Here is a 17103-nt window from a genome sequence, read left to right on the forward strand (position 1 = left end):
TTACCTGCAGTAGTCCAATTCTTACCTTTATTTTATAATGCTAGATTATTATAATTATGAAGGGAATTGTATTTACTGAATTCTTAGAAATGGTGGAATCAACTTTTGGTTTAGAAGTTGTTGATGCTATTATTGAAAGTTCGGACCTTAAATCTGAAGGTGCTTATACATCTGTTGGTACTTACGACTTTAATGAAATGGTGCAGCTATTAACTAATCTTAGTTCCATAGCTAACACATCAGCAAACGATTTGTTATTTTCATTTGGTCATTATTTATTCGGCGGTTTAATAAAAACGCATCCAGAAGTTGTAAGCAGTTATAAAAACCCAATTGGTCTTTTAAATTCTATAGAAGATCACATTCATATTCATGTAAAAAAATTATACCCTGATGCAGAATTACCTTCTTTTAAAGTTTTAGAAAGAACGGATAATTCTTTGGTTATGGTTTATAATTCTTCACGAGGATTGTATGCATTAGCACATGGATTGATGGACAAAACCTTTGAACATTTTAACAAGCAGGTACAGATTGATTTTGAATTATTAAATGAAGAAGGGACAGAAGTCAAATTTGTCATTGAACAAAATGGATAATACCGATGTTTCCATTTTACATCGCGCTTTAATTCGAGAGAAAAAAGCCCGACAAGCCGCAGAGCGACTTTTGGAAGAAAAATCAAAAGAGCTTTACGATGCTTCATTGCACCTAAAAGAGGCCAATGGTAAGCTAGAGGCAATGTTGGATAATCAAGGTTCGCGAATCGATGGAGCTTTTGTAAACATCATAGATCCTTATGTTGTAATGGACATGACTACCAAAGTCTTGAACATGAATACAAGTGCCAAGGAATTTTTAGGATATGATAATACTAAAGAAAACGTCGTTTTAGGTGATTTGGTTCATAAAGACTACTTGGAATATACTGCCGAATCTTTTAAATCTTTGTTGCACGTTGGCGTACTTAAAAATTATAATGCTAAAATAATAACTAAGAATAAAGGTGAAAAATATGTCAATATTAATGCGAGTTTAATTTACAACGAAAAAGGACAACCAATTGCTGCTCAAGGTGTAATAAGAGATATAACAAAACAAGAGGAGATTAAACAATTACTTGAAGATCAAAAAAAACAACAAGATATTATCGTTGAAAACTCTTCTTTGGGTATAGTGCTAATTGTAGACGATAAAATTGTAAAAGCGAATAAGACATTTGTTGAATTACTAGGGTATTCCACTAATGAGCTAAAAAAATTAAGTATTGATAAAATCTCCACTATTGAAGATGTGAGCCTTTATAAAGATTTACTTGAAAATACTGAACGTGGTGCATCTGATAAATTTTCAATTGTTAGAATCTTTCACAAGAAAAATGGAGAAACTATTTATGGTAAAACCTCTGTTAGCGCTGTTAGGAACGAGAATGGAGAAATCATCTATAAGGTAGCACTAATCGAAGATATTACTAATGATAAAATATCCGAAGAAAAGTTAAGAGCGTCTGAAGAGCGTTTGACTACTTTAATCAGTAACCTTCAAACTGGAATATTATTAGAAGATGAAAATCGCAAAATGGTATTGACCAATCAAATGTTTTGTAATCTTTTTAAAATACCCTTAGCACCTGAGAAACTCAAAGGTATCAACTGTGAAAAGTCATTACAGAAGTACAAACACCTTTTTGTAGATCCTGAACATACTGTAAAAAGAATAAACCATGTTTTAGAAAAGAAAGAACTAGTACTTTCTGACGAACTAGAGTTGGTAGATGGTAGAACCTTTGAACGTGATTATATTCCTTTATTTATTGATGACGTTTATAAAGGCCATTTATGGAGTTATAATGACGTAACCTTCAGAAAAAACTACAGAAGAAATCTAGAAATTCAGAAAGAAAAATATGGTAGTATAATAGCTAATATGAATTTAGGATTGGTTGAGATTGATGCCGACAGTAAAATTTTATTAGTCAATAACAGGTATTCTGAGATGATTGGAATAGACATAGACCGTCTAATAGGTAAAAATGTACTTGATATTATGGGCTTAGACGAACTCAATATGTCAAAGATGAAATCTCAGTTTAAAAAACGAACAAAAAATGAATCTGATTCTTATGAAGTAGAGGTAACGCTTGCAGATAATACTAAAAGGCATTGGTTGATAAGTGGTGCACCACGTTATGATGAGAATGGACAAATTTTAGGTTCAATAGGTGTTCATTTAGATATCACAAAACAAAAATTACTTGAAAATCAGAAACAAGAATTAGTAAACGAATTGGAGGCTAGTAATAAGGGCTTACAAGAATATGCGCATATTGTTTCACACGATTTAAAATCTCCTCTACGTAGTGTTAGTGCATTAGCAACATGGCTTTATGATGATTATAAAGATAAGCTTGATGAAAGTGGTAGGTATAACCTAAAAATGATGCAAGAGAAAGTAGAAGGAATGGACAATTTAATCACTGGAATTTTAAATTATTCTACGGTAAATAATGAGGCTTTAGATAATACAGAGGTTGATATTAATGAGATTATTCAAAGTATTGAAGAAATTATTTTTATACCAGATAATGTAAAAATTAAGGTTACTAATAAATTACCCATAATTCTTGCAGATAAAACCAAGATTCATCAGTTATTCCAGAACTTTTTAAGTAACGCAGTTGTCAATATTGAAAAAGAAAAGGGTCTTGTTGAAATTGGTTGTAAAGAGACACCAACGCATTGGGAATTTAGCGTGAAAGATAATGGAGTTGGTATACCAAAAGAATATCACGAAAAGATTTTTCAAATATTCCAATCTATTGGAAATAATGAGCGTTCTACCGGAATTGGTCTTTCTATTGTGAAAAAGATAATCGATAGATATGAAGGTCGAGTCTGGTTAGAAAGCGAAATAGGGAAAGGAACAACATTTTACTTCACTTTAAAAAAATAAAAAGATGAAAATTAGTCAAGGAAAAAGAACAAAGAATGGAGAGTGGGTTTTAAATGATGAGATTAAACTTATAAAACCTTTAGTACTGGTTTTTGCAGACCGGTTTATTTTGGAATCGGATAAAATATATGATGAAGTTAGAGGAATATTCCCTGATGGAGAATTAGTTTTTGGTTCTACATCTGGTGAAATAATGGAAACTAGTGTTTATGAAGAGACTATAACTTTTACAGCAATTGAGTTTGAGAAAACTTCTTTTAAAATTGTAAGTGAAAATGTTTCTGATTATGTTGATATTCAGAAAATGGGTAGCGCAATTTCTGATAAGTTTGACAAAAAAGATTTAAATCATATGTTCATTGTTTCTGACGGAAGTTTTGTTAATGGAAGTGGTCTAATTGAAGGTTTAGAGTCAGACGAAAATTTTAAGGCATCTATTACAGGCGGTTTATGTGGTGATGGAGCACGATTTGAAAAAACACTCACTTCGTATAACGAGAGTCCAAAACAAGGCGAGGTAGTAGCTATTGGTTTTTATGGAGAAGCTTTAGAAGTTTCTTATGCGAATTATGGAGGTTGGACACCATTTGGACCTGAAAGAACAATTACGAAATCCGTAGGCAATGTTTTATACGAGATTGACGGGCAACCTGCACTTGACCTATACAAAAAATACCTAGGAGAAAAAGCCAAAGATTTACCGCAAGCAGCATTATTATATCCATTAACAGTGCAGCAAAGTGAGGATGCTGAGCCTTTAGTACGTACCATACTAAATATTGATGAAGAAGCAAATTCAATGATTTTAGCTGGTGATGTGCCTGTAAATTCCAAAGTACAATTGATGATGTCAACCATGGATGATATCGCTAATGGTGCTTCTAATGCAGCTGAACTGGCTATGAACAACCGAACTAATCAGCCAGAACTTGCTATATTAGTTAGTTGTGTTGGTAGAAAACTTGTGTTGGCACAACGTACCGAAGAAGAAATAGAAGAGGTGAAAGATGTTATTGGAAACCAAGCTATGATTACTGGCTTCTATTCATATGGTGAAATGGCTCCATTCGCAGGAAAAAACGAATGTCAGCTTCATAATCAGACGATGACTTTAACTTTAATGAGCGAATAATGCACTCACTGCTGAAACGTCAAATAAAAAAGTTTTTACCAGACGATTTAAAGAATCATCCTGGTATCGAATCATTCTTTGAATCGATTGAAAAGTCGTATTCAGATTATGACGATAAACTTAGTATGATTCAGCGCGCAACATCGTTGAGCTCAACGGAGCTTTATGAGGCCAATAAAAGATTGAATCGAGAGACGGAAAGTCAAAGAAAGGTGTTAGAGGCTTTGAGTAAGGCTGTGGCCTTTATGGAAAGTAGAACCAATGAAAGTGAAAATGGTGAATTAGGTTTTGATCCTCAAAAGTTACTAGAGAATATAGAAAATCAAACGAATAAGATTGTTGAAATGACGGCAGAAAAAGACAGCCTGCTTCGAAATTTAGAACAACAAAATGAGTCATTGAATAATTATGCTCATATGGTTTCACATGATTTAAAATCTCCAATCCGTAATATTCATTCACTAGTTAGCTGGGTTTTAGAAGATGTTGAGAAAGAACTTAAAACAGAAAATGAAGAGAGTTTTAATCTAATATTTCAAAACCTTCATAAAATGGATAGTTTAATTGATGGTATTTTAAGGCATGCTACAATTGACTCTCTTGAAGAAAAGATAAAAAATGTTGATCTCAATAACTTAATACAAGAAATTGAAAGAACAATATATGTTCCACCATCTATAAAAATTGTAATTAAAGATAAACTACCGGTATTGCAGACTGGTAAATATAGAATTGAACAGTTGTTCAAAAATCTATTAACAAATGCTGTAAATGCACTTGAATTTGAAGAAGAAGGTTTTATAGTCATTGCTGCAGAAGAAAATGAAGATAAGTGGCTTTTTAGCATTAAAGACAATGGCAAAGGAATACCAGCCCATTTACAAGCTGGAATATTTAATATGTTCAAGAAATTGGAAAATGATGCAAATGCTACCGGAATTGGATTGGCATTGGTAAAGAAAATAATCAATTATTATAAAGGAGACATTTGGCTTTCATCTGAAGAAGGCGTAGGAACAACCTTTTATTTTACTATTAAAACAAAAATATAATGGGTGAAGTACCTAATTTAAATTATATCAAAGAAATTGCCGGGGGTAATGAAGAGTTTGAAAAAAAATTCTTAGCGATAATACAGGCAGAGTTTCCTAAAGAAAAAGAAGATTATTTAAAATATCTTGCTGATAATGAGTTAGAAGAATCAGCAAAAGTTGTGCATAAGATTAAACATAAATTAGGTATTTTAGGGCTGAATAATGCATATAAACTTGCCATTAAGCATGAAGAGGGCTTAAAATATGGTGATGAAAAGTTGAATAGCGACTTTGAAGAGGTATTGAATAAGGTTGAAGAGTTTATATTAAAAATCTCATAAAGTGAATTGTATTATAATTGATGATGAATTAACTTCAAGAGCTATCGTATCAAACTTATGCGAAAATTCTACTGATTTAAATGTCCTAGCCGAATTTCCTAATGCAGTGGAAGCTTTAAAGTATTTGAATCAAAACGAAGTTGATGTGATTTTTTTGGATATTCATATGCCTTTTTTGACTGGTATTGATTTCATTCAAACCTTAAAGAATCCACCAAGAGTTGTATTTACCACATCTGATACTGATTTCGCTATTGAAGCGTACTCTTATGAGTTTATAGTTGATTATTTAGTCAAACCAATTACCGTAGATCGTTTTCAAAAGACAATTTCGAAATTAAAGAATTCCATTCCAGTAGCACCTTCCAACGATTCTGAAAATGCCGCGTCTGGAGCGTCAACCAATAATGGAGAATTATATATCAATATTGATAGACGTTTAATCAAATTAAAGTTTCAAGATATTTTAATAATTGAAGCCAAAGGTGATTATATAGAGATCAAAACAACTGATTCTTTTCATAGAGTTCATTCTACCCTTAAAAAAATTAAAGAAAAACTACCAGAATCATTGTTTATGCAAATTCATAGGTCTTACATAATCAATTTCACTAAAATAATTGATATTCAAGATAATAGCGTGTTAATTGAACGTAATGTTATTCCAATCAGTAGATCAAACAGACCAAGTTTGATGAAACGCCTCAATTTATTATAATAAAAAGTAAGATTAAGACTACAATAAAAGTAATTATATACGTTATTATTTAAGTGCTTTGCTATGGTGTAAAGCAATAAAAATTCATGACGTATGGCTTTAGAAATAAAAGAAAATAGAGGTCTTTTTGAAATTTTAGGTAGAGTAACTTCACAAAACACCAATGCCTTAAAAATATATTTTGATACGATATTAGAATCCACGGAGATTATAGTAATAAGTATTGAGAATATCACGGAGATGGACTCATCTGCAGCCCTATTTTTTGAACAACTCTATAAGGATGCAGGTAAAAATAATAAAGTAGTTTCCATAGTTGGAAAGCAAAACAATGCCATCTCAAAAGTAATGGAGATTACAAATACAGATTACATTCTAAGTTCGGATAGGACTTAAATAGTTCAGACTTTTACTAGGATATTTAATTATTGAATAATTATTTTATGAAGCTCTTGAAAGTTTTGCGCTTTTAATCTAATGATATACAAACCAGATGATAATTCTTCTACATTGAGATTGTTACCCATTGTATATTCATTCTGATAAATTATTCGCCCTTGTAAAGAAATTATTTCTAGTTGTACCTTTTCTTGTTTCTTATTAATAATCTGAAAAGAAGTTTTTACTGGGTTAGGATAAAACAGACTCGTTTCAGAAGGGGAATTATCAATTAAATTAGGTAAAACCGCACTGAGGAAATTACCGCTTGTTTGTTGAAATTCAAAAGCGCCAATATCATGACTATGACCTGAAGGCCTTGGTTGAGTAGAAATATCAAAAGTGATTCCCCAAGATGATATATCAGTACCTGAGTTCACTAGATTAGAATTTAAAGTGGCCGGACTGAAATTGTTATTTGTAACATCAACCAGTCCAAGTGTATCCATATCTCGCGTCAGTAAGTTGGTATAAATGTTAATAGCCATACTATCTCTTGTTGATTTATCATTGAAGTCAACATAGCTTTCTTGGTTTTGTTTCCAGGTATTTCCTCCTTCAAAATCGTACCCCGGGTTTACAATTAGATTATTTACAAAAAAATTGGGTACCTCGTCTTGCTTTCTGTACTTATCTTGAGGGTTAATAGGATGTATAATTTTTGAATTGTAATGTATTCCTGCATGTTCTGGTTCAATGATTGTATTATTGACTATATAATATCCTTTCATTAGGTCATCAAAATCATGTCGTTGATGAAGAAAGATGCCATGTTTTTTTGGGCCAACAAAAACATTGTTAAAGATTTTTGTGCCGCTTTGACCACTAATGAGCTGCATGCCCCAACCTTTTCCTAAATTATTGTTTTCTAAGTAATTGTTATGGACTGAGTAAATACCTCCACCTAAACTTAAAGCAAATGATTGACCCCACCGACCATCAGTGCCATAATCTTTTACGGTATTATTTCTAATTATACCATTTGCTCTTACCAGATTTAGTTGTATGGCATCCCAATCGATATCTTCAAAAATATTATTATAAACATCTACATTTTCTAACCAATGCCCATAAATAGGATCGCCACTGCAGGATCGGTTAGAGTTTAATTTATAACCGCCAGTAAAGCCTATATATAAACCTTCACCTCCTGTATTATGAACGTAATTATCATGAATATTCAAATTTTTCATTATAAAACCATTACGACGCCAAGTTTCAGGGCGACTGCATTGTGGATCTGTTTTAGCCATGATACCGGCAAAACCAGCATGTGAGACTTCAATATGATCCACTTCTATATCAGTACTTAAGTTTTGAAGATTTACACCAACGGAACCACCACCAGTATCTACAACATCAAAACCGTATTGATAAATGGAATCTCCAGTACCTGTCAAATGAATGAATTTGCTACGTTGAAAATCAATACCTGAATAATGAGATTCATCGATTATGACTTTACCACCACAGTTAATTATGGTTAAAGGAGCTGCTTCGGTTCCTTCAAAATCGTAAAATCGAATACCACGGTAAGTACCACTTGGTATGCAAATTGTGTTACCAGGGGAATAAGATGTCTGGCTGGCCCAGATAATATTTAAAGAGGTTGATGATAATCCATTAAGCGTTATATCGCAATTACAGTTTTGGCAATGACTTAAATAAAATGTAATTAAAAAAATGGTGAGTAGTAGTTCCCGTTTCATAGATATGTATTTAAAACAAATGTTTAGGGAACTATGCGAATATATTAAAAAGAAGGAAAAAGACTACAATTAAAAGAATGTAATCTTATTTTTTTATTTCTTAATTAGTATAAATTATTTTTTTGCTTGCTTTAATTGAGCTTATTCGTCTACAGCTTTTATCCGTTAAACTATGGTTGTTGTTATTTAAACTCTGCTTCAAAATAGTGATTTAATAAGTGTAGTTTCTTCGTGCTTTGAAATGGAAGATGAATTTGCTTTTATATTAAAACGAGTTAGAATTCTTTTAAAAGTGATTTCGTTTTTAGTCTTATATACAGGTCCAACATACGTATTCAATAAGCTTACCACGGATACTCGTGGTTTTACAACATTGAATTTATAAAAAGTAATATAAGTACTACATTTCGTTATAATAAGTACAAAAAATCTTACAAAATGAAAATCTTAGTAGTTGATGATAAACAGTCTTTAAGCGAGTTGGTAGCACAATTTTTGGGACAATCTTACCAGGTTGATACAATGGATAACGGACTTGCAGCCATAACTTGGTTACAAGAAGGAAACATGCCAGACTTAATAATCACTGACCTTGAAATGCCAGAAATGGATGGGTTTGAACTAATTAAAAGAATTAAAGAAACAGGGCTTTTTTCAGATATTCCAATTATCGTGCTTAGTTGTAGAGATAGTTCTGCCGATAGGGTGGAATGTTTGCGATTGGGAGCAGATGATTATATGGTAAAACCTTTTAACCCAGAAGAACTACTGATTAGAGTTGATAAACTTTTAATTCGAAGTTAGAATGCAAGTTATAACCCAACAAAAAACACAAATACTATATATAGGTACGAATCAACGCTTAGTTGAGGAGTTTCATCGTGATTCAGATTTAGTACAGGTATATAATGCTGAAACAGTTTCTCATGCCTTGAAATGGCTTCATAATCAAGGAGAATATCATAACGGTAAATGGCACGGTACTTCAGACAATATAGACGCGATTTTATGCGAATTTAGTTTATCGGATGCTGATTTAGTTGAATTTAAAAGCTATGTCAATAAAACATTTGACCCTTCTAATAAAATTCCATTCTTATTATTAGGAAATCAAATGAGTAAACAAGAAAAGCAATTGGCCATGGACAGAGGTTTTGATGACTTCTTCATTCATCCAGTAGATTTTTCTCGTCTTCTTGAAAGAGTAAATTTTCTTAAAGAGCTTAAAACGAACTTAAGAAAACAAAAAATACAAACTCATACAGAGAAAACCCAAAAATATAAAATTGGCTTTTTTAAAAGAGCCTTCGATGTATTATTAGCAGGTTCTGTTTTATTAGTAGCCGCACCATTTCTCATATTGGTTGTTCTTGCAATTCGATTAGAATCTAAGGGTAAGGTTTATTATATCTCAAAACGTGTAGGTACGGGCTATAAAATATTCAACTTTCTCAAGCTGCGTTCAATGTACCCTGATGCTGATAAGCGTTTAAAAGAGTTTGAACATCTTAATCAATATGGTCACGAAGAGGAAACCGAGCAAGCTTCGGAGACTAATTCGGCAAAAGAAGTTACGAATACAACTAATACAATGCTTATTGGTGATGATACGGAAGTTGATGAGGTATTACATAATCAAAAAAGAAAAGAAAGTGCTAAAAGTGCTTTTGTAAAATTTGATAACGATCCAAGAATCACCAAAGTAGGTCAAATTATAAGAAAGCTAAGTATTGATGAACTACCGCAGTTAATTAACGTCTTAAAAGGTGATATGTCAATTGTTGGTAATAGACCGCTACCTCTATACGAAGCCGAAATGTTGACCACAGATGAGTGGACAGAGCGTTTTAATGGGCCTGCAGGTATTACTGGTTTATGGCAAGTTGAGGCACGTGGAAGAAGTTCAAAAATGTCAACTGAAGAAAGAAAACAACTTGATGTGAAATATGTGGAATATGCCAACAGCAAATATGCCTTCATGATAGATATGTGGATCATCTTGAGAACTTTCAAAGCTGTATTTCAAAAGGAGAATGTATAGTAATGATAAAGAAAGGAATACTAGTTTTAGCGCTTATTTTTATCGCGTTTTCTTCTCATGCCCAAACCATAAATGATTTTGTAAATCGTGGTCTTGAAGAAAATGATATATCTCAGCGACTTCCTCAGTTAGATACTTTAATAACAATTGCAAAACACAATTCTCCTAGGCTGAAATTTTTCGATTCAGATTATGAATATTGGGATGGTCAAATAGATTTAGCGAAGAAGGCTTGGTTAAATAATATTAATCTAGATGCAGGTTACAACTACGGCATTTTTGACAATCTTAGTAACCAACAAATAGCTGGCGACCCAGGTAGTCAGACACTTTTTTCTACTGAACAAAGTAGATACGTTGTTGGAGCTTCCATAAAATTACCACTTTCTTCTGTTTTCAATAGAGGGAGAGAAATTAAGAATGCCAAAGCTGAGGCTGATAAATCTAAATATCAAAAAGAATTTGCTGAATGGGAATTAGAACAACTTATTGTCCGTCAGTATAATGATTTGATAAAAGCGCACCGTTTGTTTTTTATTTCAAATTCAATTGTTGAATCATACAAAGTACAATCTGTTAGAGCGGATAAAGACTTCGCAAATGGAGTGATAAATGTTACAGAATATACAAGGTTGCAGCAGATGTTAAATCAGTCCATCAGTTCTTTTGAGGCCCAACGGTCAGAATTTTTAATAGCCCTGAAATCTTTAGAAGGAACAGTGGGTATCAAAATAGAGTTTTAAGTATGAAGTTCAATCTTCTATTTTTTGTTCGATTACTATTAAGGCATATTGCCCTATTAATTTTGGTGCCAATTATTTTGGCATCATTAGTGTTTTTTCTTACCCAAGATCAGCCCAAAGTTTTCAATTCAAAGGCTCGAGTTTATACTGGTATTGCTTCTGGGTCAACAATTGAATTAGATAACACAAAACTAGACTTTAGAGCTACAAATACTGCTTACGATAACCTATTAAATCTTATTAAGGCTCGAACTACAATTGAAACGGTTGGCCTAAAATTGTTTGCACAACACATGTCATTAGATAGTGTGAACACAAAAGTAATCTCAAGAGAAAAATATGATGCCTTAATGGAAATTGTTCCGGATGAGGTTAAAAAATTAGCTGTTAAAGGTGATGTTGGTAAAACCTTCGAAAATTTTGAAAAACTAAAGAATTCTAATCATACCAATTTTATTTACGAGCTTATAAATCTGAAGCATCCAGATTATAGTATAGAAAAAATTATTGGACGTATTAGTGTTCGTAGAATATTGAGTAGTGATTTTGTGGATATTGAATTTGAATCAGAAGATCCTGCTATTTGTCAAAATACATTATTGATTTTGGCTGAAGTTTTTGTCAAATTAAATGCAGAGATAAAAGTTAACCAATCTGATGCCGTTGTAAAGTATTTTCAAGGGCAATTGAATACCTCTACCAAGCATTTACGTTCTGCTGAAGATGAGCTTCTTGATTTCAATAGAACTCATAATATCATCAACTACTATGAACAGACAAAGCATATAGCTTCAGAAAAGGAGCACTTTGAACTAGAATATCAAAAAGTTCATATCAAGCATTATGGAGCCAAAGCTGTATTAAACACTTTAGAATCTAAACTTGAGTCTCATGAAAAAAAGAGACTTTCAAGTGAGGAGATTATGACATTGAGAAATGAATTGGCCGATGTGAATTTCGAAATATCAATGAAATCTCTAGGTATTGAAACAGACTCGGTAAAGAGACTACAAAATGCTAAGGATGTCGTTGCCCTTGAAAAAAGAGGGTTAGTACTAAAGGAAAGTTTAGGAACCAGGGTGAATGATTTATACTCAACAGATTATGATGAAAAAACCTTAGCCTCAACTGATATTTTAACTGATTGGTTAGAAAACACCATACTTTTTGAAAGTACCAAAGCGCAATTAAAAGTAATGGATCAAAAGCGCCTAGAATTTGAAAAATTATATCAGGTTTTCTCCCCTTTAGGTGCTACAATGAAAAGACTTGAAAGAAAGATTGATATTGCAGAGCGCGAATATTTAAGCCTTTTACATAGTCTTGGTTTAGCCAAACTAAGACAACAAAATGTTGAATTAAAATCAAATTTAAAATTAATAGAAGTTCCTTTCTTCCCTATAAATCCAAAACCTAGTAAACGCATGATTTTGGTCATCGTAGCTGGCATGGCCGGTTTTATTCTTGTGACTTTTACTGTGCTGATTCTTGAATTTTTAGATGGTAATTTAAATACAGCTGCAAGGGCAGAAGACAAGATTGATTTGAAAGTCTCCTCCATATTTCCTGTTATAAATGAGAATAGCAAAAAAATTGATTTTGATTATTTAACCAACAAGGCAGTTAATGCGATTTCTCGAAACATTATTTTAAATCAGTTTAAGAAAGAAAAAGGCAAAATGCCTGTTGTGAACATGTTCTTTTCTACTCAAGATGAAGAGGGAAAAACATTTATATGCAAACATTTGATTACAAAACTTTGTGAGTTAGATTATAAAACACTGCATGTTACTTACGATTCTTTTGACTTAGAGTTACAAGAACCCTGTTATCAAAAACTTCAGTATCAGGTAAGTGACCAACTTTATAAAATATCTAAGGTTGAAGAGTTTGATGAAACGGGTTCTATAAAAGACTTCAGTTTTTATGACTTTATCATTCTAGAATTACCAAGTATCATTAAAAACCCGTTCCCAGTAAAATTAGCGGCAACGATGGACTTTACCTTTTTAGTTACAAGAGCAAATAGGGCGTGGGGTGAAGCAGATAAAAACGCCTTGACTTTATTTAACGAAGCGACCACTGGACCAGAACCCTCAATTATTTTGAATGGAGTTAAGGTACTCGAAATGGAAACAGTTGTGGGAGATATACCTAAGAAGCGATCAATTATTAGACGATGGATTAAGAAGGTAGTGCAATTTAGGTTCTTCACTAAAAAATCTGTTGCCTAATGATTCAAAAACTTAAAAATATTGGGAAAGAAAAGAATATCTCGTCATTATTAACGAACGTAGTTATTGCTTTTTTAGGTCTTTTGAGCTTCATGTTGTTAACTCGCCAATTGAGTAAAGAACTATTTGGAGATTGGGTTCTTTTCATAACCCTTGCAACGTTTGTTGATTTATTAAGGTTTGGTCTGACGAGAACATCAGTAGTCCGATTATTAGCAGGGGCGGATAAGAATCGTTTTAAAAACTTATTAGGATCTTCCTATAGAATAAACCTCATTCTCTTAGGTTTAATTGGTTTGTTTTGTTGGACAGTTCTTGGTGTTTTGAACTTTAGTAATGTGAGTATAAACCAAGGATACCAACTATTTCTAACTTGGTATCCGGTATTAGCGTTATGCAATTTGGGCTGGAATACGGCTTCTGCTCTTTTTCAAGCGCAGCAAAACTTCAATCGGATGATGCATGTAAGGTTTGCGAACATTGGTCTTTTTGTCGTGTTTTTAATAGGTAATGGACTTTGGTTTAATCTTGGGCTTTTAGAAATTGTTTTGGTCAACCTTGCCGTTAATTTAATTTCTAGCCTTTGGTGTACTATAAAAAAGTGGGATGGTTTAGTCTTTCTAAAACATGCTGATAAAAACATAGAAAAAGAACTTATCAATTTTGGTAAATACTCTATGGGAACCTTAATAGGGTCAAGTCTTCTTAAAAGTGCCGATACGTTAATAATAGGATTAAGCCCTATTTTGGGTTCTGCCGGAATCGCAATGTACGCTATCCCTTTAAAATTAACCGATTTGTTAGGCATCCCGCTTAGAAGCTTTACAATGACTGCCTATCCCCGAATGTCTAAAAAAGCCATTGCTGGAGATTTGGATGGAGTTCGTAAAATCTTTTACGCCTATTCTGGAGCAATAACCTTATTGTTTATACCGGTGGCTATTTTTTGTTTTGTCTTTGCAGAATACTTGATATTAATTTTAGGTGGCGATGCTTATGCAGATTCTTTGCCTTTATTAACCCTCGTTTTTAGGGTGTTCACAGTATATACGTTATTACTACCTATTGACCGTTTCACGGGTGTTTTGTTGGATAGTATTAATAGGCCAAAACTGAACTTATATAAGGTCATTTTTATGACTATCGCCAATGTCTTGATAGATGTTTTAGCGGTATTTGTCTTTGAAAGCCTCGTTATGGTTGCTTTAGGTACTGTTCTTTTTACCCTTTTAGGAATTTTCTTAGGTTTTTATTTTCTACGAAAAGAGATTCAAATACAATCGAAACAAATTTTACCTGAGGGTATTTTCTTTTTCAAAAACTTAAATACTTATATCGGTCGATGAATCCATTTCATAAAACATATGGCACGGATTATTTAAAGGAACCATTGCCAATTGCAATTCTTCTTTCATTGACAATTGCCTGTGCGCATTTAACAGCAACAAAAGGATTGATTGTAGGTTTAGCTATTATCATTTTACCTATTGCTATTGTCTATTTGGGCGTATTGTTTGCAAAGCCGAAAATTGGAATAATGACCATTTTTGTACTCAATTTCACAATTTTAGGTCTTGGACGATATGTGCCTATGACCTGGGGATTGCTGATTGATGGTCTTCTGTTTCTAATGTATTTAGCGCTTTTCTTTAAGGCTTTTAAAATAAAAATACCTTGGAGTAGAGCAAAATCACAACTTAGTCTTCTTGTAACTATTTGGTTTGGTTACGCTTTGTTTCAGGCTGTCAATCCGGAAGCTGCAAGTTTTGCAGCTTGGTTTTACGCTATGCGTGGCTTAGCCCTTTACCAATGGATGATTGTTCCTTTACTATTTATCATTTTTAATAAACCTAAAGACCTAAAGTTCTTTCTGATTATTTGGGGATTAATGTCCTTTTTTGGAACCTTAAAAGGTTGTCAACAGTTGTTTTTTGGTGTAGACCCTTTTGAACAAAAATGGTTGGACAATGGTGGGGCATTAACACATGTGCTTTTTGGAAAACTCCGCATATTTTCTTTTTATTCTGATGCGGGACAGTTTGGAGCCTCACAAGGTCATGCAGGAGTTGTATTCGGTGTATTGGCACTTTTTGCAAAAAGTAAGAAGTTTCGAATTTTCTGCATTGTTGTTTCGTTAGCAGGATTATATGGTATGTTAATTTCTGGAACACGAGGTGCCATTGCGGTTCCTGCTGCGGGTGGTATTATGTTTTTGATTTTAAGAAAAAACATTCCAATTCTGGTTGCCGGCGCGATTATGGGTATAGGAGTATATGTGTTTTTTGCACATACCACTATAATGAATAATAATGCACAAGTTAGAAGAATGAGAACGGCATTTGATCCTAATGATGCCTCATTACAAGTTCGTTTAGCAAATCAAAGAAAATTATCAACCTATTTAGCTTCTAGACCTTTTGGTGGTGGAATAGGCTCAACCGGTAACTGGGGACAAAGATTTACACCAAATACATTTTTAGCAAATACGGCTACTGATAGTTGGTTTGTTGCTATTTGGGCGGATACGGGTATTGTTGGTCTCTATTTACATCTCTTTATTTTATTCTTCGTATTGATAACCGGGGCTTATAATGTGATGTTTAAAATAAAGGACCCTTGGCTAAAAGGGCAAATAGCCGCATTGGTTTGCGGCATGTTCGGTATTATGGGTGCATCATATGGTAATGGTGTTTTTGGACAATTTCCTACTTGTATTTTAATGTACACAGGTATGGTATTCATGTTCATTGCTCCAAAAATGGATAAAAAAATCATTGCTGAAAAAGCTAAAAAGGTAACCGAAAGAGAATTAAAACAAATTAGAAACCTAAGTCCGGCTTAAAAACAGAATTATGAAAACAAATAACCCATTGGTTTCTATAATAACCATTAATTATAATGAGTCTAGTGTCACTTTAGATATGCTCGATTCATTAAGGAATTTGTCGTATGATAATATTGAAATTATTGTTGTTGATAATGCTTCGCCTAATGATAATCCGGATATTATAAAAGAACAGTACCCTGAGGTCAACTTAATTAAAAGTGAAGAAAATTTAGGGTTTGCAGGTGGTAATAACTTGGGAGTAAAAGTAGCTCAAGGTGAATACTTGCTTTTTATTAACAATGATACTATTGTACCAGAAAATTTCATTCAACCATTGGTTCAAACCTTGGCAAGTGATGCAACTATTGGTATGGTTAGCCCTAAAATTAAATTCCATTGGGATCCATCATTAATACAATATGCTGGCTATACTCCAATGAACCACTGGACTATCAGAAATAACAGTATTGGCTATCATCAAAAAGATAATGGTGATTACGATGAACCTACAGAGACTGAATCAATTCATGGTGCTGCAATGATGGTTCCTCGTCATGTTTTAGAAAAGGTAGGCATGATGACTGAAGTTTATTTTCTCTATTACGAAGAGCATGATTGGGCCCAAGCCATAAAACGCAAAGGTTACAAAGTATACTATCAACCAAAATCATATATTTTACATAAAGAGTCCCTTTCAACAGGAAAGTCTAGCCCTTTAAAAACGTATTACATTGCTCGTAATCGAATCGTTTATGCTAGACGTAATTTTCAGCCTGCCCATTTGTTTGTGAGTTTGTTATTTCAAACAATTATCTCCATTCCTAAGAATACAATAACCTTCATTGTAAAAAGACAGTTTAAGCATTTGAAGGCTTTTTGGCGAGCAATTTTATGGAATATAACTCATCACAAAATAGTTCATTCTTAACCACAG

General features: G+C 33.0%; 15 protein-coding genes. 14 read left to right on the top strand and 1 reads right to left on the bottom strand.

Translation table 11 applies throughout. The annotated features are described in order from the left end of the window. The first annotated feature begins 56 nt into the window (after nucleotides 1–56). From RM520_RS04680 to RM520_RS04710, 7 genes are all read left to right on the top strand, one after another. Entirely contained in the window at nucleotides 57–599 is a 543-nt protein-coding gene (locus RM520_RS04680; RefSeq protein ID WP_311384543.1) for a heme NO-binding domain-containing protein, read from the top strand. After that, nucleotides 592–2952, top strand: a complete 2361-nt coding sequence (locus tag RM520_RS04685; RefSeq protein WP_311387151.1) for a PAS domain-containing sensor histidine kinase — start codon at nucleotides 592–594, stop codon at nucleotides 2950–2952. Before RM520_RS04680 ends, RM520_RS04685 begins: the two co-directional genes overlap by 8 nt. Before the next feature lie 4 nt (nucleotides 2953–2956). Beyond that, nucleotides 2957–4084 carry an FIST signal transduction protein gene (locus RM520_RS04690; protein ID WP_311387152.1) on the top strand — a complete coding sequence of 376 codons (1128 nt, stop codon included), beginning with the start codon at nucleotides 2957–2959 and terminating at the stop codon, nucleotides 4082–4084. Continuing rightward, nucleotides 4084–5136 (top strand): sensor histidine kinase, encoded by a 1053-nt coding sequence (locus RM520_RS04695; protein ID WP_311387153.1) that lies wholly within the window; start codon nucleotides 4084–4086, stop codon nucleotides 5134–5136. The genes RM520_RS04690 and RM520_RS04695 overlap by 1 nt, the downstream gene beginning before the upstream one ends. Further along, nucleotides 5136–5459, top strand: coding sequence for an Hpt domain-containing protein (locus tag RM520_RS04700; RefSeq protein WP_311384547.1), 324 nt, complete (start codon nucleotides 5136–5138; stop codon nucleotides 5457–5459). Before RM520_RS04695 ends, RM520_RS04700 begins: the two co-directional genes overlap by 1 nt. Before the next feature lies 1 nt (nucleotide 5460). After that, nucleotides 5461–6177 (top strand): LytR/AlgR family response regulator transcription factor, encoded by a 717-nt coding sequence (locus RM520_RS04705; RefSeq protein ID WP_311387154.1) that lies wholly within the window; start codon nucleotides 5461–5463, stop codon nucleotides 6175–6177. Nucleotides 6178–6270: 93 nt separating this feature from the next. Beyond that, nucleotides 6271–6573 (top strand): STAS domain-containing protein, encoded by a 303-nt coding sequence (locus tag RM520_RS04710; RefSeq protein WP_311387155.1) that lies wholly within the window; start codon nucleotides 6271–6273, stop codon nucleotides 6571–6573. 29 nt (nucleotides 6574–6602) lie between these two features. On the opposite strand, the gene RM520_RS04715 is transcribed toward RM520_RS04710, so the two are convergent. After that, the gene (locus tag RM520_RS04715) at nucleotides 6603–8324 is read right to left on the bottom strand and encodes a T9SS type A sorting domain-containing protein (RefSeq protein WP_311387156.1); all 1722 of its coding nucleotides are present in this window, start codon (nucleotides 8322–8324) and stop codon (nucleotides 6603–6605) included. Between the two features lie 438 nt (nucleotides 8325–8762). Between RM520_RS04715 and RM520_RS04720 the strand changes: the two genes are divergently transcribed. From RM520_RS04720 to RM520_RS04750, 7 genes are read left to right on the top strand one after another with little or no spacing between them, the layout of a single operon-like run. Then, nucleotides 8763–9128: a response regulator transcription factor gene (locus tag RM520_RS04720; RefSeq protein ID WP_311387157.1), complete on the top strand. Its 366-nt coding sequence runs from the start codon at nucleotides 8763–8765 to the stop codon at nucleotides 9126–9128. Nucleotide 9129: 1 nt separating this feature from the next. Further along, entirely contained in the window at nucleotides 9130–10365 is a 1236-nt protein-coding gene (locus tag RM520_RS04725; protein WP_311387158.1) for a sugar transferase, read from the top strand. Between the two features lie 2 nt (nucleotides 10366–10367). Continuing rightward, entirely contained in the window at nucleotides 10368–11108 is a 741-nt protein-coding gene (locus tag RM520_RS04730) for a TolC family protein (protein ID WP_311387159.1), read from the top strand. A 2-nt stretch (nucleotides 11109–11110) separates the two neighbouring features. Then, nucleotides 11111–13342 carry a GumC family protein gene (locus RM520_RS04735; RefSeq protein ID WP_311384554.1) on the top strand — a complete coding sequence of 744 codons (2232 nt, stop codon included), beginning with the start codon at nucleotides 11111–11113 and terminating at the stop codon, nucleotides 13340–13342. Next, nucleotides 13342–14688: an oligosaccharide flippase family protein gene (locus tag RM520_RS04740; RefSeq protein WP_311384555.1), complete on the top strand. Its 1347-nt coding sequence runs from the start codon at nucleotides 13342–13344 to the stop codon at nucleotides 14686–14688. The genes RM520_RS04735 and RM520_RS04740 overlap by 1 nt, the downstream gene beginning before the upstream one ends. Next, the gene (locus tag RM520_RS04745; protein ID WP_311384556.1) at nucleotides 14685–16184 is read left to right on the top strand and encodes an O-antigen ligase family protein; all 1500 of its coding nucleotides are present in this window, start codon (nucleotides 14685–14687) and stop codon (nucleotides 16182–16184) included. The genes RM520_RS04740 and RM520_RS04745 overlap by 4 nt, the downstream gene beginning before the upstream one ends. Before the next feature lie 10 nt (nucleotides 16185–16194). Further along, the gene (locus tag RM520_RS04750; protein ID WP_311384557.1) at nucleotides 16195–17097 is read left to right on the top strand and encodes a glycosyltransferase family 2 protein; all 903 of its coding nucleotides are present in this window, start codon (nucleotides 16195–16197) and stop codon (nucleotides 17095–17097) included. Nucleotides 17098–17103 lie beyond the last annotated feature (6 nt).

Origin of the sequence: Croceitalea vernalis (assembly GCF_031846405.1) — a bacterium.
Taxonomy (GTDB): domain Bacteria; phylum Bacteroidota; class Bacteroidia; order Flavobacteriales; family Flavobacteriaceae; genus Croceitalea; species Croceitalea vernalis.